Below are 17,184 nucleotides of genomic sequence, written 5' to 3'. Positions count from 1 at the left end.
GCTCACGCCGCCCACGGGAAGGCGGGAGCTCGTGTTGCCAACAGCACCCCGCCAGACAACCTGGACACAACCGGCCACGGATCCACCGGACCGAACCTCAAAACCCACGCCCTGGCCGTGACTGCGATCGCTTCCAACGCGTCCGCGACCACGCTCCCAGCCGGCATGATCGGCCCGAGCTCCGGGTCCAGCACGATCGCGCACCGCGTGAAATGCTCCCGAATCACATCCGCCCGCGCAGCGAACCGGCTCAACCAGCCCCGGACCGTGTCCGCCGGCAACCCCAACCACCCAGCGATCCGGCGATACCCCTGCCCAGCAACGCTCGCCTCAACCGCCGCGCCGATCACAGCCACCTCGTCCCGACGACGCAACAACCCGATATCAGGCAACAGCACATGGGTCCCCAGACACCCCCGGCACCTGGCCCGCCTGGGCACCAGCCGCCGGTCAGCACCCCGACAGCGCAACACCCGCTCCCGGCCATGACCCCACGGCCCCAACACCGCCCGGCATAACGGACACAACAACCCGCCAGCCAACAACTCAGCCTCGACCACGGCAGGCTCTGCACATACGATCAACATCGGGGTGCCACCTCCGGCATCCAAGAGAGCCCTCCCGGCAACCGCCAAGCTGACGGGAGGGCTCTCGCGCGTTCACAAACGCGCCAAGCCTGCCACCATCGCAGCAAACATGCCGCCGATGAACGGCGCCACCCACACCGCGCGTGCCGGATTCAAACGGCGCTCAACAGCAGGCAGCCCACAGTTCGCCTAGCTGCTTGTTGTATTCGACGGCGGTGCCGGGCGTCGCGCATGCTTTCAGGAGCCAGAACCCGACGGCCTCGTATCCCGGCGCTGACAGCCGTGGCGCGGGTAGGCGTTGAGCTGGCGGCGGCGTTCTTGTTCGCGGCTCAGCATATGCCTGCTGCCTCTAGCCTGGATTGTCGGTTCGGTAATTCGGCTGAGTCTCAGCGGGCGGGGAAGCTGTAGCTGAGGGTGCGGCCGCTGCGGAAACGGGAGCGATCGCGACGGGATCAGTCGGTACCAGTGTGGTACCATGAGTGTGTGGCGATGAACCTGCGGCTCAACGACGATGAGACTGCCGCCCTGCGCCGCAAGGCCGTCGAAGAGGGCCGCTCGATGCAGGAGGTTGCACGCACAGCGATCGCGGAGTACGTGTCGGACCGGCCCGCGCGGCTCCGTTCCGCGATTGAGCGGGTCCGGACAGAGGACGCGGAGCTGCTTGACCGGCTGAGTCGGTGAGTGAAGCCGCGGTTGACTATCTGAGCGTCGAAGACCTGCTCGAGATCGCGGTCGGGATTCTGGACGAGGTTGCAGTACGCGACCACGGTCTGCTCGCTTCGGCCGCGGCTCGCCCACAGAGCAGCGCGTTCGGCCAGGACGCCTACCCGACATTCGCCACCAAGGCTGCCGCGCTGATGCACTCGATCGCGCGCAACCATGCGCTCGTGGACGGCAACAAGCGACTCGCCTGGTCCGCCACTCGCGTGTTCTGCATGCTGAACGGCCAAGACCTGGACTTCAGCGTCGACGATGCCGAGCAACTGGTACTCGCCGTAGCGCGTGGCGGACTCGACGTAACTGATATCGCCAGAACCATCGGACAACACCTGCAGTAACGGCACCACTGCGCCGCTACCCGACTAAACGCGCGTCGGCTACCCGACTAAACGCGCGTCGAGTAGATCCTGGTTTTGGCGAGGAGGAGGGAGGACGTGCCGGGATCACGCTGGTTGTGCTTTTGCTCTTGCGCGGGTATCCCGACTTGGGGCTGCGTGGTGGTCCCTGACGCGCATCGGTGGTGGTGTAACACTGGTGATACACTTCGCTTGATGCCGACCAATCATCGCCGTCACGCTGTTACCGAGACCCCGCGCGTTCAGGCTGCGTTGGATGAGCTGCGCCGCGAGCTGGGCACCGACCGGGTTGACCTCGGAGAGCTGGTTGTGCTTGGCGCTGGCGCCAAGCTTGCGTCGTTGCGCGCCACGCGCACCGACACTGTGAAGCGTCGGGCGCGACTTGCCGATCGAGTACGGGCCCGGCGGCTTGGCGTCGATATTGACGCCGCCGATGAGGTCCGTGCCCGCGGCTGGGCGCGACCGTGAGCACAGGGCTGCTGCTTGACAACTCGGCCTGGGCGCGGCTTGCCAGCCCGTCGCTTCCGCAAACGCGGGCCGACGAGATCGCGGGCTGGCTTGAGGAGGGTCGGCTCTCGGTCTGTCTGCCGTTTCTGCTTGAGGCCGGGTACTCGGCGCGTAACGGGCCTGACCACGCCGCACTGATCGGTGATCTGCTCGCGCTGCCGCGCGTGCAGATCGATGACCAGGTCGAGGAACGAGCGCTGGACGCGCAGGCCCAGCTCGCTCGCGTGGGTCATCACCGCATCCCACCCGTGGATCTTCTCATCGCCGCGTTGGCCGACAGCAATGGGCTTGGGGTCCTGCACTACGACAGCGACTACGACCTGCTGACGCAGAACACTGACCTGAGCTATCAGAGTGTTTGGCTCGCGGACCGCGGCACTCTCTGAGCCGCTCACACCCGCAGGCGCGCTCGCTCGCCGGCCTGGCGGTGCTTGACGAACCTCAGCTTGTCGAGATCGGCAACGAATCCGAGGCCGCCTGCGACAACCGTCGGTGTGGGCACGCCGCGCCGCGGCTCGGCGAGGGCGGTGATAGTGCCGGGCGGTCTGCTCAATTCATGGATCACGGCCTGCTCTGGAGTAGGCGAACCCATGGCGTGAACGCTACCCCACGCGGTGATCGCGCCGTTAGCTCTGCTGGATGACGCGAGAGTCCCGCCTCCACTCCAGCAGGAGTATCCCAAAGCGTTCGTCGACTTCCCCCAATGCGCGGATCTGAGAACCGCGGGCGCGCGTTGACTACGAGGCTGTAGACGCGATCGCGAACAGTGTCCAGTCGGCGCGCGTGATCTGCCATTCGCAAGAGATCCCAACCTCGCCCGGTGCCTGGGGTTCATCTGGCATCTCGCCGATCAGCTGGAACCCCAGCTTGCGCGGGACCCCGGCGCTGGCGAGGTTGGCTTTGTCATGGTGGATCTCGACGCGTGTGATCTCCGGCCGGTGAAATGCGGCGTTGGTCAGTAACCGTGCTGCCGCTGTGGCGATCCCCTGACGTAGAAAGGCCGGATGGATCCAGTACCCGATCTCCAGACCATCGGGTCCGATTCGGTGGTGTAGCCCACATCCGCCTGCAACAGCACCGTCGACGAACACGCCCATCACGAGGTCACCGCCCGCCCGCCAGTCATGCTCCCAGGTAGCGATGTTTAGGCGGCGCTCGGCCAACGCCAGTGGCTCCTGAGCAGCCCAGGGCATCCACGGCCGCAGATGCTCAACGCTGTCGCCGACGGCCTGCGCGAGACGTGGCGCGTCGTCGATCACCCACCGGCGAAGCACCAGGCCACTATCACCAGTCAGGTATTCGGGATGAGGCTCCATCGCTCCCCGAAAAGCTAGAACAACCCGTCAGCTGAAGCGACCACCGTCCAGCGGCTTCAGCAGCCCGATGCCGACTGCCGGGCCACGGTTCTCGAGCCCTCGAGGTCAGCGTGTCAAGCACGTCGGCACGGCAATACCATTCTCGGCGAGGCCCGCATCGGTGTCCGGACAGGCATCCAGCGAGCCGGCCCACGAGCCCCTGCTTGGCGCGGGTTGCGATCACTGGCGACCCGCTCGTCGAGCTGTCACTTCGCTACCCGGGCCATCGGTGGCCGCCGGTGTGTTTGACGCGGCGGATGCTTCGACGCGGCACGGAGGTTGACTCCGGACGGAAGACCACCGGGATCGAGACCGCGTACACAGCCAGGGTGAACATGACCACCAGGAAGAGCGGGACGATCTGAGTCATCGGCATCACCTGTAGGACGGTTGGTCGTGAGCGATCGGTTGCGGCACGTCGAGGATTGTGCTACAAATAGCACATGACTAGTGTTGGTGTTCGGGAGCTACGACAGCGAGCCAGCGAGCTGCTGCGGCGGGTTGAGAGTGGCGAAAGCATCGAGATCACCGATCGCGGCCGGCCCGTTGCGATGCTGGGGCCGTTGCCAGAAGACCCGCTCGATCGACTGAGGGCCTCAGGCGATCTCCAAGAGGCCGAGGGTGATCTCTCGGATCTGCCTGATCCACTGCCAGCCCCCGCAGGCTCGGAGTCACCGTCATCGGTGCTAGCACGGCTACGGCGCGATGAGCGCTGATCAACGACTGACCTATGTTGACTCCTCGGCGATCGTCAAACTCGCGATCCAAGAACCCGAGTCATCCGCACTTCGACGTCACCTCTCGCGCCACCAACCGCTGGTGAGCAGCGCGCTGGCTCGCACAGAGGTCGCGCGAGCGCTGCTGCCCAGCGGGCCCGCGGCGCTGGCACGTGGCGAACAAGTCCTGCGACGCATCCAGCTTCTGCGAGTCAACGATCGCGTCCTCAACGAAGCCGGTCGCCTCAAACCGCCCGAACTGCGCTCGCTCGACGCGATCCACCTCGCCAGCGCACACCAACTCGGCGCGTCCGTGCGACAGATTGTCACCTACGACGACCGCATGGCCGATGCCGCCCGCACGCTCGGCTGGACCGTCGTCGCGCCAAGCTGATCGGCCACCGGTCCTAAAACCGCCACTACCCAGGCGTCTTAGGCCGTTCAACAACACGCGCCCTTCGCGCGGAAAGCACGAACTGGCGGACGAGTCCTGCTGACGGTTCAGGTCGCCGCTACGGTACGCATGCTTTGGCACGGAACCGTCATCCGCGGGCACCTGCTTCCGGCCACGCCACGCGCATCTTCCATGTGGCGCGCTCTGGGACGTGCAACGTGCGATGAGCTGCAGCGTCATCACGAGTGCCGCCTGGGCCACAAAGGTGGAGCCAGCGGCTCGAACCGTACAGCCAAGCTCGGGTCAGATGTCGGACAAAAAGGGGAGACTCGCCGCCACTTGCCAGCGTGCGGCGTCGTAGATGTAGAGGCAGGCGTGGTTGAGGTGGGTCTTGATCGGTAGTCGGCTGAGAATGTCCGCCTCAATCTCACGCAGCTGCTCCTCGTGGATGCCCCCGGCCACGGTGAGGTGGGGAACGATGTCGGGAAACGCCCCGCCGTAAGGAGGTGTCTCCGGCCAGCTCGCGGCGATCGCTTCTGTGAGCGCGATGAACTCACCGGCAGGCCGCGGTTCGAGGTACATGTGGTCCGGGAACCGGGATGTGGTCGCGAACTCCACGTCGAGGAGGGGAACCATCGCGCAGATCTCGCGCAGCTTCGCGAGCACGTCATCCGTGAGCCTGCTTGGCGGCAGAAACGGGAAGAGCACCGTGATGTGTGCAGGCATCCCTTCCGCGGCCGAGTGGTCGAAGCGCTTGCGCCAACGGGCGACAATAGGCTCGGTTTCAGGCACCGGAACGACAACGGCGGACGGATGATCTACTGGCATGTGCTCATCCTGCACAAAATGGCGCGGTCCTGTCTTGCGGCTGAATGCGGCGCTGCGTCTACTTGCATTTGGCTTGTCTTAGCTGTGGCAAGCGCAACGCCACACAGTGCCAGCGATCGCCACCAGCGTGCTGCTGTGATCGCCACCGCAGGTGGCCTGAGTCGGGCGAGACGTCGACGCGCTCAGCGGGCCTCGACCCCAGCTGGCGCGCCAGTCGGCCGCAAAACGTGCGGCGACATGCGGGCGTCTGCGGTTCGGCCGCGCTCGGGCAAGCGACCATCGGAGGGAATAGAGATGGCTTCAGACGACGATCCGGCGCAGCAGCCCGAAGGCGACGAACTCGACTATCGGCAGGCACCAGCAAAGATGGCAGCTCGGAAGGGGTTCGGGCTTCACCTGGGCGGCCGGGACGACAGCCGCTTGCGCCTTCATATCGAGGACCGAGAAACGGGGAAGCTGATCTTCGGCTCGCCGAGCTTTGCACATGCGTATGGGCATCTCCAGCAGTTCCCGGATCGGCCGCCGTCGGCGTGAGACTGTCCTGACGCGCTGTGTGCCTGCCTGCGGCCCTCCGCTCGCACAGGCTCGGGGGATCCAGCCAGGATCGCGGCGGCGACTTAGAACGGCCTAGGACGAACGGGGGTTCTGGTACGAGGGCTCGGACTGCCAACTCGGGCGATTCGTTTCGATCTGCTCGGCGACCCGGTCGGCGATCTGCTGGGCCAACGACTTCTGCTCGTCCTCGGTCATCTCCTTCGGCAGCTCCCAGATCCCGACGAGCTTCTCGGGCATCTCAAGCTCCCTATCTCGCGCGACGGCCGCCGAGGAAAGCACGGATCTCCCGCTCAACGTCACCGTCGGCGATCACGTCGCTGTGAAGGACGCACTCGTAGCCCGCCTCGATCTCGTTCCAGGTCCCGTCGCGCCAGAGCACCTCGTACTGCCCTGTCGCGCCGTCGCGCCTGAGCAGGAGATCGTCGAGCTTGTTACGGAAGTAGGTGTGCTCGGTCGGCGGGATCGGCTTGAACCTTTCGTGATCGGTAGCCAGCGGGTGCTTCTCACGATCCGTCAAATCCACAACGGTCTGATCCGAAAGCGTATACGGAAAAGGAGGCCGCACAACCATGTCGTAGCTCGCCGCGCTTCTGATCGATAAACGCGGTCACCACGGCCGCGAAAGACTTCGGGCTCGCCCGCAAAAACCGGCTTGCAGCACCCGGAATCTCGTTCGCCTTGCGCAGCTCGAGCGTTCTCACGCTTGAGCTGCCTGATCTGCTCCCGCTCCGCGCTGGACGGCAGATCCGGCCGCACACCCCGGTCAGCCTCAGCCCGACGGACGTGCTTTCGCACCGTCTCGAGCCGGCAGACCCAGCTGCGTAGCGACATGTGAGACCGGCCGGCCGGACACAGATCGCCGGCCGGACAACCCACTCGACCAGCGCCTTCGGATACTTCCTGGCGGGCATGAACAGCGACTTCCTCTCTGAGGACCGAAACCCTCGCATAGCGGTCTCCGTGAAAGCCGGCCTGGATCAGCGCGCTGCCAGAATGCCCGAGCCCATGTCCCTAATGATCCGCCAGGCGACGGCCGCCGATCGCGGCCAGATCGAAGCGCTGCTCGTGAGCTCGTGGGGCTCGACGACCGTGATCAGCCGTGGCGTGGCCCATGACGCGGCGGCCCTGCCGGCCTTTGTCGCGACACGTGAGGGCGGGCTGGTGGGCCTTGCGACCTATCGGATCGACGGCGACGCCTGCGAGTTGGTCTCACTCGACACGACCAAACGCCACCGCGGTGTCGGCTCGGCGCTGCTCGCGCACGTCGCCGACCACGCCCGCGCCCAGGGCGCACGGCGTCTGTGGCTGATCACCAGTAACGACAACCTCGACGCGCTGCGCTTCTACCAGCGGCGCGGACTGCGTCTGGTCGCTGTGCACCGCGGCGCGATCGACCGGGCGCGCCTGCTGAAGGCCTCGATCCCGCTCACCGGGACCTACGGCATCCCGATCCACGACGAGCTCGAGCTCGAGCTCGCCCTTCAGCCCGAAGCCTGAACCGGCGAGACGCCACGCCCGGGGCGAGGCGGGCGTCCCGCCCGGCCGCGTGTTAGGCTCGCCCGCAGATATGAGCAACTACGCAAATCCACCCTTTTCAAGCCAGCTGGCCCCGCGGCCGCGCGTGCTCGGTGATCTGCTGCCGGGCGAGCGGGTGCGTGACCTGCTGCTCGTGATCGCCGGCGCCGCGCTCGTCGGCCTGCTCGCGCAGATCTCAATACGGCTGAGCTTCACGCCCGTGCCGCTGACCGGCCAGACGATGGGTGTGCTGCTGGTCGGCACCGCCCTCGGCTGGCGCCGCGGCACCGCGGCGCTCACGCTCTACGCGCTCGTCGGCCTCGCGGGTCTGCCGTGGTTCGCCGGTGGCCAGAGCGGCTATGTCGGCGCCAACTTCGGCTACATCCTCGGCTTCATCGCCGCCGCCGGCGCCTGCGGCTACCTGGCCGAGCGCCGCGCCGACCGCCGACTTCTCTCCGCGGTTCCGGCGATGATCCTCGGCGAGGTCGTGATGTACGTGATCGGCGTGGGCTGGCTGGCGCTCGACATGCACTGGAGCGTCGGCTACGCGATCAGCGAGGGGTTTGTGCCCTTCTGGATCGGCGATGCGATCAAGTGCGCGCTCGCCGCGGGCCTGTTGCCGAGCACCTGGCGTCTGCTCGGCGCGCGTGACTGACAGCTTCTGAAGGTGGGTGCGCGCCCGCTGGCGCGCACCCCTCATCAGCTGGGCCGCCACCGCCGTGGGTCACCGGGGGCGCCGGGCGCGTCGGCCATACTGGCAATGTGGACTCTGTCGGTGGCAATGGCTGAACGGTCGATCGGCTCATCCGCTGCGCGGGGCGTCGTCAGCGCGACCCGCTGGACCGGCCGCCAGATCCGTGGCGAGGTCGTTCGCCGTGTCGGTGGTGCCGCCAGGGCACGCGTGATCGTGCTGTTCGGGCTCGTGCTCGCGCTCAACGGCGCCGACACGGCCACGATCGGCGCAGTCGCGCCCGAGCTCGAGCACGCGCTGCACATCGGCGCTGGTTCCATCGGCCTGTTGACGTCGGTCACGCTGCTGATGGGCGCCGCGGCCACGGTCCCCGTCGGCCTGCTGGTCGACCGCATGAGGCGCATACCGATGCTCTCGCTCAGCATCGTGCTGTGGAGCATCGCGTCGTTGGTCAGCGCCTTTGCCGGCAGCTACTCGACGCTGCTGCTGACTCGCCTGCTGCTCGGGGCCGTGGTCGCGACGGCCGGCCCGGCGATCGCCTCGCTGACCGGCGACTATTTCAACCCGCGCGAGCGCGGTCGCATCTACGCCTACATTCTCGGCGGCGAGATCGCAGGTAACGCCTTTGGCTTCATCATCTCCGGCAACGTCGCGGTTGCCTTCAGCTGGCGTGTCTCCTTTGTGCTGCTCGCGATCCCCGGCTTCTTCCTGGCCCGTGAGCTCTATCGCACGGTGCCGGAGCCCCTGCGCGGCGGGCAGAGCCATCTGGAGCCTGGGGTGGAGGACCTTGTCGAGGCGGCCGCCCGCGCTCGCGCTCGCGCCCGCGCCCGCCAGCGCCACCGCGAGGGCCTGTTCGATGACGCACCGCAGCCGCCGCTGCATGTCGATGACCTGGCGCAGCAGGCGGCCAGGCGTATGGGTCTGGAACCTGACCCAGACCTCGTGCTAAACCAGGACCCGCGCACGATCTCGCTGCGCGACGCGGTTCGCTACACGCTGTCGATCCCGTCAAACGTGATGATGATCGTCAGCTCGTCGCTTGGCTACTTCTTCTTCTCTGGCCTGACGACGTTTGCGCTGCTGTTCGTGCGCGGCCACTACCACGTCGGCGCGGTCGAGTCTGATCTGGTCCTGGCGCTGCTGGTTCTGGGGGCGCTGGGCGGCACGCTGGTCAGCGGCTGGCTGGGTGACACGCTTCTGCGTCGCGGCATGCTCTCGAGTCGTGTCTGGCTGCCGGCCTGCTGCTATCTGCTGGCAGCGCTCTTTCTGATACCGGGTTTCGTGGCGACCCGCCTGACCCCGGCCGTGTGGTTTGACGTCGCCGGCGCGGCCCTGCTGGCCGCCGCCAACCCGCCGCTCGACGCCGCCCGCCTGGACATCATGCCGGCGGGTCTGTGGGGTCGTGCGGAGAGCATTCGCACGGTGATCCGCTCGGTCTCGCAGGCGCTGGCGCCGCTGATCTTCGGCGAGCTCGCATCGCTGATCGCGGGCTTCTACCCGCCGCAGGCGCCGATCGGAACCCATCCTGCGGCGGTCAGCTCGAGCGAGGCCCACGGGCTCGAGATCACCTTTCTGGTCCTGCTCGTGACGCTGGCGGCGGCCGGTGTCGTGCTGCTGCGCGGGCGCGACCGCTATCCCCGTGACGTCGCCACCGCCGGTGCCTCAAACCAGGGCTCGACGGCCGAGTCGATCAGCCTGCGCGAACCGACGACCCAGCTGATGCGCACGCCCCGAACGGGACGCCGCTCCGCGCCGCGCGAATCCGAGCGGGACCGGTGGCGGCGCTGGGACTGAGCCTCAGCCCAGCCGCTCGCGCCCGGGCGGCTCCTCAAGGCTCTCGGCGGGCATCACCGCGACGATCCCGGTCGGGTTGATCGTGCCGTGGGTGCGGTAGTAGTGGGCGCGGATCTCGTCGAATGACACGGTTTCGCGGACGCCCGGCCACTGGTAGAGGTCGCGCAGATAGGGCCACAGGTTGCGGTACTCGCTGAGCTTGCGCAACGAGCACTTGAAATGGACGTGATAGACGGGGTCGAAGCGAACAAGCGTGGTGAACAGCCGCCAGTCGCTCTCCACCGGCTGGAGCCCGAACAGGAAGCGCCGGTCCGCGAGCCGCTCGTCGAGCTCGTCCAGCATCGCGAACACCTCGCTGACAGCCTGCTCGTAGACCAGCTGGTCGGTGCTGAAGCCGGCTCGGTAGACACCGTTGTTGAGGTGCTCGTAGATTCGCTCGTTGAGTGCGTCGATCTGGTCGGCAAGCTCGGTGGGGTAGAGGCTCACGGCGTGCGCGGCCAGCGGCGCAAAGACGGTTGCGAGCATCCGCAGGATCTCGGCGGACTCGTTGTTGACGATCCTGGCCCGCTGACGGTCCCAGAGCACGGGAACGGTGACACGATCTGAGAACTCGGGATCGCTTGCCAGGTAGGCCTCCGACAGGAAGCTGAAGCCGTTGACGGGATCCTCGTAGACACCCACCTGGCTGAACGCCCAGCCGCGCTGGTCCCGGATCGGGTCCACATAGGAGATCGTCACAGCCTGTTCGAGGCCCATCAGCGCCCGTGCGAGGATCGTGCGGTGCGCCCACGGGCAGGCGCGCGCGACATACAGGTGGTAGCGGCCGGGCTCAGGTGCGTAGCCGCTCGCGCCGTCGGGCGTCACCCAGTCGCGGAAGCGACTGGCCTGACGGACGAACGCGCCGGCGCGCTGCTCCTGCGCAGCGATGCTGAAGGGCGTTTCGCGTGCAGACATGGCCAGCGACTATAGGAGGCGCTAGCGTGCTCAGAGCGTGCGCTGCGCCTGCATCGACATCGGCTCCAACACGACCAGGCTGCTCGTGGCCGATCGCGTCGCTGGTGGCCTCACCGTATGCGCGCAGGACCGCGCGTTCACGCTGATCGGCCGCTCACTCGATGCGTCGCAGACGATCCCGCGGGCGAAACTCGAGGAGGTCTGCCACACGGTGGTCCGTCAGCACAGCTTCGCGCTCGAGCTCGGCGCCGAGCATGTGCGCTGCGTGGCGACCGCGGCGATCCGGCGCGCGGTCAACGGCTCAGAGCTTGGGAGGATGCTCGCGAGCGTGTCTCCGGAGCTTGTGCTTGAGCTGTTGAGCGCCGAGCAGGAGGCGAGGTTCGCCTTCATCGGCGCCGCGGCCGCACTCGGCCCTCGCGAGCACGGGGGGCTTGCGGTCGTTGATCTTGGCGGTGGCTCCTGTGAGCTCGTGGTCGGCGAGCCGCCCGACCGCGTGCGCTGGTGGGACTCGGTGGCACTGGGCTCAAGCGACATGACCGAGCGCTGGCTGACCGGCGACCCGCCGCCACCGCAGGCGACCACACAGGCCGCCCGCCACGCTCGCGAGCTGTTCGCGACGCTGCAACCGCCGCCCGCACGACGGCTGGTGGCGGTGGGTGGTGGTGCATCATCGGTGGCGACGCTCGCAGGTGGCACGGTTGACCTCGACGGCATCGACCGCATCCTGCTGGCCATCCGCGGCCTGACAGCCGCGCAGCTCGCCGCGCGTCATCGCATCGACATCGAGCGGGCGCGGCTTCTGCCGGCGAGCCTCGTGCTGTTGCGGGCCGTATGCGAGCTGTTCGCGCTGCCGCTCGAGTTCGGGTCAGGGGGCCTGCGCGAGGGCCTGCTGCTCGACAGCGGCGTTCACCAGTGAACGCCGCCCGTCAGTTTTGCAAAGAGCGCCTGCGCAGCCGACGCCCGCTCACCCGGCTCGCGCTGGCCGCGGGCCGCGGCCGAGTCCGGGAACAGCCTGTAGGCGGCTGAGAGGACCCGGTCAACGAGCGTGGGGGAGAGCGCGTAGCTGACCTCGCCCAGCGTGCCGAGCCGCGTGTTCACGGTCTTTGGGCGTGTGCGGATCGCCTGCGCGATCAGCTCGGCGGCCTGTTCGGGTGAGATTGCCGGGAAGCGGTCATACAACCTGGTCGGCGCGATCATCGGCGTGCGCACGAGTGGCATGTGCACCGTCGTGAAGTGCACACCCTCGGCCAGGCACTCCGAGCTGACAACCCGCGTCCAGGCGTCAAGCGCCGCCTTCGAGGCGACGTAGGCGGAGAAACGCGGCGGGTTGGTCTGCACGCCGATCGAGGAGACGTTGATCACGTGACCACTGTGGCGCTCGCGCATGCGCGGCAGAAGGCCCATGGTCAGCCTGATCGTGCCCAGGTAGTTGAGCGCGACCATGCGCTCGTAGTCGTGAAAGCGGTCGTAGGAGAGCGCCACCGACCGCCGGATCGAGCGCCCGGCGCTGTTGATCAGCACGTCTATCTGCGGGTGTTCCGACTGCACGTGGGCAACCAGCGCGTCAACCGACTCCGGGTCGCTCAAATCGGCCGTGTAGACGTGGGCGATGCCGCCGCCCGCCGCGATCTCGGCTCGCGTCTGCTCGAGCCGCTCGCTTCCGCGGGCGACGATCAGCACGCGCGCGCCGTGGCGCGCCAAAAGCAGCGCCGTGGCGCGGCCGATTCCGCTCGAGGCGCCGGTGATCAGGATTGTCTTGCCGGCCACGGCGGCGGCGGTACTGCGCGGCCCGTGCAGGTCGGGGTCGAGGTGCGCCAGCCAGTACTCCCAGAGTCGCGCGGCGTAGCTTGCAAGCGGCGGCGGCTCGATCCCCGTGCTAGCCAGTGCCGCCCGCGCGTTGGTCGTGTCGAAGCGTGCGGGCAGCGAGACCTGGTCTGCGACCTCGGTGGGGATGCCGACGCGCTCGAGCAGCGTCCGGCGCAGCGCGCGCGCCGCCGACAGCGCCAGCAGGTCGTGTGCCAGCTCGCGGGCGGGGCGCGCCAATGGCCCCGGGTCGATCGCGATCGCGGCGCTTGGCGCGCCGGCCAGCGACGCGAAGGTGTTGATGACGTCGATCACAGCCACACCGTCGGGGTCGGCAAGATGGAAGGTCTGACCGTCCAGCCCGGGCTCGTGGGCGATGTGGTCCAGCGCCGCGGCCACATAGTCGACCGGCACGAGGTTCGTGCGCCCGAGCTCGGGTGCCACCAACGGCAGGCCCTCCGGGAGCCGCTTGCCGGCGAGCTTGAACAGCGGCAGGAAGTAGTAGGGCCCGTCGATCTTCTCGGCGGCGCCGCTGCGCGAGTCTCCGACCACGATCGCCGGGCGGTAGATGCGCCAGGGCACCCGGGCGCTGTCACGCACCAGCCGCTCGGCCTCGAACTTGGTGCGGTGATAGGGGTGGTCGAGCGGCTGGCCGACATCGAACATCTCCTCCGTGAAGGTGCCTCTGTAGCCGCCGGCGACGGCGATCGATGAGACGTGGTGAAAGACACCCGCGCCGACCGCGTCGGCGAGCTCAAGCGCGTGGTGGGTGCCCTCGACGTTGGCGAGCTGGTTGAGCTCCTCGCCGGCGGTCATGTCGTAGACCGCGGCGAGGTGGAAGAGGTGCTCGATACCGGCCGCCCGCAGCCTGGCCACCGTCTCAGCATCCAGCCCGAGCATCGGCTCGTGCAGGTCACCCAGGACGGGCTCGATCAGCTGGTGTGCCGCACGCGGGAGCTCGGCCGTCCAACGCTCGATCCGCGCCTCAAGCCGCGGCAGCGAGCTTTCGCGCACCAGCAGGTAGAGCGTCGTTGCGCCGCCACGGCGGTGTCCGGCACGCTCGAGCAGCAACGGCACGAGGTTTGAGCCGATGAAGCCGGTGGCGCCCGTCAGGAGGTAGGCCATGCTGCGTTCAGGCTACTGCGCCCCAGCGCAACCGGACCCGTGCTACTACCAGCCGCCCTTCCACTCCTCGGCGGTGGCGCGGCGCTTGACGGCGTCCATGCGCGCGTGCTTGCGATGGTCCAGGCGGCTCTGGATGAACGAGAAGAGCACGATGATCGCGGGGAAGAACAGCAGCAGGAAGAACATCACCTTGGTGATCAGCAGCGCGTTGGTGGCCCCGTAGAGACCCTGACCGCCATGCGTGATCGCGAGCGCGTCCGGCGCCGCGACAAGCGTTGCCCACGCCACCCAGCCGAAGATAAGTGCAGTCCGCTTACGGCTCATCGGCGGAAAGCCTACCGGATGGCGCGGCCGCACGTAGCGCATCGAGCGCGGCGATCAGCGCCGGGTTGTAGCGGCGTGCGACCGCCGCCGGGGCCATCGCCGCGACGTCGAGGTGGCGCACCGGCGCTTCGAACACCTCTGCCTGCAGCGCCTGGGCGAGCTCGCGCTGCTTGGCCGGGGCCACGGCGTCGTCCTCACTGGTCAGCACCACCGCCGTCGGGAACGGCAGCGGCGCAAGCCACGGGCGTGAGTCGAAGCGGCCGAGCTCCCGGCCCGCCTCGGCGATGTCCCGGGCGCTGTGGCGGGTCATCTCCGAGTGCACCCAGGCGGTGGCCGGCCCCGGCCTGAAGCCAGAGCGGCGCAACAAAAGCTGCCAGCCGCGCAGCGGCGCGAGCGCGACGGCGGCCCCGATCAGTGGCATCGCCCGCCAGACCCGCCGCAGCTCGGGTTCCTGCCAGTGCTGCGCGGTGCCGCTCAGCACCAATCCAGCGACCAAGTCGGGGTGGTCGCGCGCCAGCAGCTGGGCGATCGCGCCCCCCATCGAGTACCCGTAGACGATCGCCGGCGCGAGATCGAGCGTGCGCAGCACCGCGGCGGCGTCGGCGGCGCAGTCCACCAGCCGGAAGGGCTCAAGCGGCCTGAGCCCGCGGCCGTGGCCGCGGTGGTCCAGCGCGAGGATCCGGTAGCCGGCGGCGATCACGTCGTCGTAGAGCCCGCCGAAGTTGAGGTCGGCGCTGCCGGTCCAGCCGTGCAGCATGAACACCACCGGCAGCTTGCCCGCGGCCGCCGCCTGCTCGCCGGGACCCCAGCCGGAGTCGCGCAGGAAGAACTCGCCGCGGCCCGGCACCAGCACGGTGCGTGCCTGCGGAAACTCGCGGGGCGCGACCGGTACGTGCGTGCTCATGCCCACGCGCACAGTTTAAACGTCCGTACCATCAGCTCCGTGGCTGTGATCATCGCAAGCGACCTGCAGAAGGACATCTCCGGCGAGCCGCTTTTGCGCGGCATCTCGTTCAAGCTCGAGCGCCGCGACCGCATGAGCCTCTCCGGCCGCAACGGCGCCGGCAAGACGACGCTCCTGCGGATGATCGCGGGGGAGGCCTCGATCGACGGTGGCGAGCTGGTGCTCGCCAAGGGCGCCAAGGTCGCTCTGCACGACCAGCGCCCGCCGCGCGACCAGCAGATGACGCTGCGTGACTACGTGCTCTCGGGCGCGCCCGAGCTGATCGCGCTGGAGAAGCGACTGGCCGAGCTTGAGCAGCGCATGGCCTCAGGCGACTACGAGGAGCCGACGCTGAGCGCCTATGCCGATGCGCAGGCCGCGCTCGAGCACGCCGGCGGCTACACCTGGCGCGAGCAGGCGCTCGCCACCCTCCACGGGCTCGGCTTTACGGACGACAGCGTGCTCGACCGCCGCCTGGAGACCTTCTCCGGGGGTGAGCTGACGCGCGCCTCGCTGGGGCGCGCGCTCGCCGGCGGCCCGGACCTGCTGCTCTTGGATGAGCCCACCAACCACCTGGACATCGCGTCGCTCGAGTGGCTCGAGACGCATCTGGCCGCCCTGGACGCCGCCGTCATCCTGATCGCGCACGACCGCTGGTTTCTGGAGTCGGTCGCCACGGCGGTGCTCGAGCTCGAGGCGGGGCGCGGGCGCTTCTTCCCCGGCACCTGGCATCAGTGGCGCAGCGAACGCGCCCAGCGCGAGCTGGCGCTGGGGCGCGCGATCGAGCGCCAGCAGGCCGAGATCGCGCGCCTTGAGAAGTTCGTCACACGCTTTCGTGCCGGCACCCGCGCGCGCCAGGCGCAGTCGCGCCAGAAGCGCCTTGACCGAATCGAGCGGATCGACCGGGGCGAACGCGACCGTGAGGGGCTGGCCTTCGCCTTCAAGCCACCGGAGCGCAGCGGCCGGGTGGTCTTCGAGCTCGAGGGCGGGCGTGTGCAGATCGGCGAGCGCGTGCTCCTGCACGACGCCGAGCTGTGGCTCGAGCGTGGCGAGCACGTATCGGTGGTCGGGCCCAACGGCGCCGGCAAGACCACCCTGATCGAGGCGCTCGCCGGCGCGCGGCCGTTCGCCGACGATGGTTCGACCGCCCGCGACGCGACCGGCATGGCCCTGCGCGCGGGCGCCACTGCCGCCCCCTCGCCCGCTGGCGAGGGGGACGGACCGGTCGTGAGCGGCAAGCTGCTGACCGGCCACAACGTCAAGATCGGCTTCCTCTCCCAGCACACCGAGGACCTGCACGCGGGCAGTGCGCGCACGGTGGTGGAGGCCTGCCAGGCCCGCACCGGGCTGACGCCGGCAAACGCACGGGCGCTGCTCGGACGCTTCCTGTTCAGCGGCGAGGAGGCCGAGAAGCCGCTCGAGGGGCTCTCCGGCGGCGAGCGCCAGCGCCTGTCGCTGGCGATCCTCGTGCAGTCCGGTGCCAACGTGCTGATCCTCGACGAGCCGACCAACCACCTGGATGTGGAGAGCCGCGAGGCACTCGAGGACGCCCTGCACGACTTCCAGGGCTCGCTGCTACTGATCTCGCACGACCGGGCGCTGCTGGACGCGATCGGCAGTCGCACGGTCGCGTTTGAGGACGGCACCCTGCGCTCCTACCAGGGCGGCTGGCCCGAGTACCTGCGCGTGCGCGAGCAGCGCGCACAGGCGGCGGCCGATGTCAAGCAGGCTGTGGTGGCGGCGCGCGTGCAGTCGCAGCCCAAGCCGGCGGCCAAGCGGGCCGCCGGCCGGGGCGTCACCGTCGGCGGCTCGGCCAAGCGCCAGGCGAAGCTCGAGCAGCAGATCGAGCAGGCCGAGGCGGCGCTGCGCGAGGTGGAGGACGAGCTTGCCGACGCGGCAGCCTGGGCGACGCCCGAGCGCTCCGCGCAGTCCAGCGCGCGCCACGAGGCCGCCAAGCGTGCCGTCGATGAGCTCTACGCGCAGTACGAGCAGGTCGCGGGCTGAGGGCGGGGCGCTG

General features: G+C 68.6%; 23 protein-coding genes. 12 read left to right on the top strand and 11 right to left on the bottom strand.

What is annotated here, in order from left to right; genetic code table 11:
- Positions 1-2 precede the first annotated feature (2 nt).
- Entirely contained in the window at positions 3-398 is a 396-nt protein-coding gene (locus M3M54_RS05370; protein WP_371878586.1) for a helix-turn-helix domain-containing protein, read from the bottom strand.
- A 678-nt stretch (positions 399-1,076) separates the two neighbouring features.
- Here M3M54_RS05370 and M3M54_RS05365 point away from each other — a divergent pair.
- The 4 genes from M3M54_RS05365 to M3M54_RS05350 all read left to right on the top strand — a co-directional run bounded on the left by M3M54_RS05365 (position 1,077) and on the right by M3M54_RS05350 (position 2,556).
- A complete protein-coding gene (locus tag M3M54_RS05365; protein ID WP_249021159.1) occupies positions 1,077-1,268 on the top strand; it encodes a hypothetical protein in 192 nt (63 codons plus the stop codon).
- Complete coding sequence (locus tag M3M54_RS05360; RefSeq protein ID WP_249021158.1) at positions 1,265-1,645, top strand: type II toxin-antitoxin system death-on-curing family toxin; 381 nt, start codon at positions 1,265-1,267, stop codon at positions 1,643-1,645. Before M3M54_RS05365 ends, M3M54_RS05360 begins: the two co-directional genes overlap by 4 nt.
- A gap of 213 nt (positions 1,646-1,858) precedes the next feature.
- Positions 1,859-2,131, top strand: a complete 273-nt coding sequence (locus tag M3M54_RS05355; RefSeq protein ID WP_249021157.1) for a hypothetical protein — start codon at positions 1,859-1,861, stop codon at positions 2,129-2,131.
- A complete protein-coding gene (locus M3M54_RS05350) occupies positions 2,128-2,556 on the top strand; it encodes a PIN domain-containing protein (RefSeq protein ID WP_249021156.1) in 429 nt (142 codons plus the stop codon). Before M3M54_RS05355 ends, M3M54_RS05350 begins: the two co-directional genes overlap by 4 nt.
- Before the next feature lie 5 nt (positions 2,557-2,561).
- Here M3M54_RS05350 and M3M54_RS05345 read toward each other — a convergent pair whose 3' ends face one another.
- From M3M54_RS05345 to M3M54_RS05335, 3 genes are all read right to left on the bottom strand, one after another.
- Positions 2,562-2,762 carry a hypothetical protein gene (locus M3M54_RS05345; RefSeq protein WP_249021155.1) on the bottom strand — a complete coding sequence of 67 codons (201 nt, stop codon included), beginning with the start codon at positions 2,760-2,762 and terminating at the stop codon, positions 2,562-2,564.
- A 145-nt stretch (positions 2,763-2,907) separates the two neighbouring features.
- Positions 2,908-3,486, bottom strand: coding sequence for a GNAT family N-acetyltransferase (locus M3M54_RS05340; protein ID WP_249021154.1), 579 nt, complete (start codon positions 3,484-3,486; stop codon positions 2,908-2,910).
- Positions 3,487-3,739: 253 nt separating this feature from the next.
- Positions 3,740-3,895 (bottom strand): hypothetical protein, encoded by a 156-nt coding sequence (locus tag M3M54_RS05335; protein WP_249021153.1) that lies wholly within the window; start codon positions 3,893-3,895, stop codon positions 3,740-3,742.
- 73 nt (positions 3,896-3,968) lie between these two features.
- On the opposite strand from M3M54_RS05335, the gene M3M54_RS05330 reads away from it, so the two are divergent.
- Together M3M54_RS05330 and M3M54_RS05325 are read left to right on the top strand one after the other, a co-directional pair.
- Positions 3,969-4,241, top strand: coding sequence for a type II toxin-antitoxin system Phd/YefM family antitoxin (locus M3M54_RS05330; RefSeq protein ID WP_249021152.1), 273 nt, complete (start codon positions 3,969-3,971; stop codon positions 4,239-4,241).
- Complete coding sequence (locus M3M54_RS05325; protein ID WP_249021151.1) at positions 4,231-4,635, top strand: type II toxin-antitoxin system VapC family toxin; 405 nt, start codon at positions 4,231-4,233, stop codon at positions 4,633-4,635. Before M3M54_RS05330 ends, M3M54_RS05325 begins: the two co-directional genes overlap by 11 nt.
- Positions 4,636-4,938: 303 nt before the next feature.
- Here M3M54_RS05325 and M3M54_RS05320 read toward each other — a convergent pair whose 3' ends face one another.
- The gene (locus M3M54_RS05320; protein ID WP_249021150.1) at positions 4,939-5,463 is read right to left on the bottom strand and encodes a 2'-5' RNA ligase family protein; all 525 of its coding nucleotides are present in this window, start codon (positions 5,461-5,463) and stop codon (positions 4,939-4,941) included.
- A 294-nt stretch (positions 5,464-5,757) separates the two neighbouring features.
- On the opposite strand from M3M54_RS05320, the gene M3M54_RS05315 reads away from it, so the two are divergent.
- Positions 5,758-5,997, top strand: coding sequence for a hypothetical protein (locus M3M54_RS05315; protein WP_249021149.1), 240 nt, complete (start codon positions 5,758-5,760; stop codon positions 5,995-5,997).
- Between the two features lie 93 nt (positions 5,998-6,090).
- Here the strand turns inward: M3M54_RS05315 and M3M54_RS05310 are convergent, their stop codons facing one another.
- Both M3M54_RS05310 and M3M54_RS05305 read right to left on the bottom strand, forming a co-directional pair.
- The gene (locus M3M54_RS05310; protein ID WP_249021148.1) at positions 6,091-6,255 is read right to left on the bottom strand and encodes a hypothetical protein; all 165 of its coding nucleotides are present in this window, start codon (positions 6,253-6,255) and stop codon (positions 6,091-6,093) included.
- A 10-nt stretch (positions 6,256-6,265) separates the two neighbouring features.
- Positions 6,266-6,541: a hypothetical protein gene (locus M3M54_RS05305; protein ID WP_249021147.1), complete on the bottom strand. Its 276-nt coding sequence runs from the start codon at positions 6,539-6,541 to the stop codon at positions 6,266-6,268.
- A 482-nt stretch (positions 6,542-7,023) separates the two neighbouring features.
- Here M3M54_RS05305 and M3M54_RS05300 point away from each other — a divergent pair, with 482 nt between their 5' ends.
- From M3M54_RS05300 to M3M54_RS05290, 3 genes are all read left to right on the top strand, one after another.
- A complete protein-coding gene (locus tag M3M54_RS05300) occupies positions 7,024-7,515 on the top strand; it encodes a GNAT family N-acetyltransferase (protein ID WP_249021146.1) in 492 nt (163 codons plus the stop codon).
- Positions 7,516-7,585: 70 nt separating this feature from the next.
- Positions 7,586-8,188 (top strand): biotin transporter BioY, encoded by a 603-nt coding sequence (locus M3M54_RS05295; protein WP_249021145.1) that lies wholly within the window; start codon positions 7,586-7,588, stop codon positions 8,186-8,188.
- A gap of 126 nt (positions 8,189-8,314) precedes the next feature.
- The gene (locus tag M3M54_RS05290; RefSeq protein ID WP_249021144.1) at positions 8,315-10,018 is read left to right on the top strand and encodes an MFS transporter; all 1,704 of its coding nucleotides are present in this window, start codon (positions 8,315-8,317) and stop codon (positions 10,016-10,018) included.
- Between the two features lie 3 nt (positions 10,019-10,021).
- Here the strand turns inward: M3M54_RS05290 and M3M54_RS05285 are convergent, their stop codons facing one another.
- Positions 10,022-10,972 carry a glutathione S-transferase family protein gene (locus tag M3M54_RS05285; RefSeq protein WP_249021143.1) on the bottom strand — a complete coding sequence of 317 codons (951 nt, stop codon included), beginning with the start codon at positions 10,970-10,972 and terminating at the stop codon, positions 10,022-10,024.
- Between the two features lie 37 nt (positions 10,973-11,009).
- Between M3M54_RS05285 and M3M54_RS05280 the strand changes: the two genes are divergently transcribed.
- Positions 11,010-11,888: a Ppx/GppA phosphatase family protein gene (locus tag M3M54_RS05280; protein ID WP_249021142.1), complete on the top strand. Its 879-nt coding sequence runs from the start codon at positions 11,010-11,012 to the stop codon at positions 11,886-11,888.
- Here M3M54_RS05280 and M3M54_RS05275 read toward each other — a convergent pair.
- Genes M3M54_RS05275 through M3M54_RS05265 form a run of 3 tightly spaced genes read right to left on the bottom strand, consistent with a single transcriptional unit; the run spans position 11,879 to position 15,128 of the window.
- Positions 11,879-13,900, bottom strand: a complete 2,022-nt coding sequence (locus tag M3M54_RS05275) for an SDR family oxidoreductase (RefSeq protein WP_249021141.1) — start codon at positions 13,898-13,900, stop codon at positions 11,879-11,881. The two genes, M3M54_RS05280 and M3M54_RS05275, sit on opposite strands and share 10 nt — an antisense overlap.
- 45 nt (positions 13,901-13,945) lie before the next feature.
- The gene (locus M3M54_RS05270; RefSeq protein WP_249021140.1) at positions 13,946-14,224 is read right to left on the bottom strand and encodes a hypothetical protein; all 279 of its coding nucleotides are present in this window, start codon (positions 14,222-14,224) and stop codon (positions 13,946-13,948) included.
- A complete protein-coding gene (locus M3M54_RS05265; RefSeq protein WP_249021139.1) occupies positions 14,214-15,128 on the bottom strand; it encodes an alpha/beta fold hydrolase in 915 nt (304 codons plus the stop codon). The genes M3M54_RS05270 and M3M54_RS05265 overlap by 11 nt, the downstream gene beginning before the upstream one ends.
- Positions 15,129-15,167: 39 nt before the next feature.
- Here M3M54_RS05265 and M3M54_RS05260 point away from each other — a divergent pair, with 39 nt between their 5' ends.
- Entirely contained in the window at positions 15,168-17,171 is a 2,004-nt protein-coding gene (locus M3M54_RS05260) for an ABC-F family ATP-binding cassette domain-containing protein (protein WP_249021138.1), read from the top strand.
- Positions 17,172-17,184: the final 13 nt, after the last annotated feature.

This window comes from Conexibacter sp. S30A1 (assembly GCF_023330665.1).
Lineage (GTDB): Bacteria > Actinomycetota > Thermoleophilia > Solirubrobacterales > Solirubrobacteraceae > Palsa-465.
Note: the sequence above shows the minus strand (reverse complement) of the source record. Positions and strands in the feature narration are given on the sequence as shown.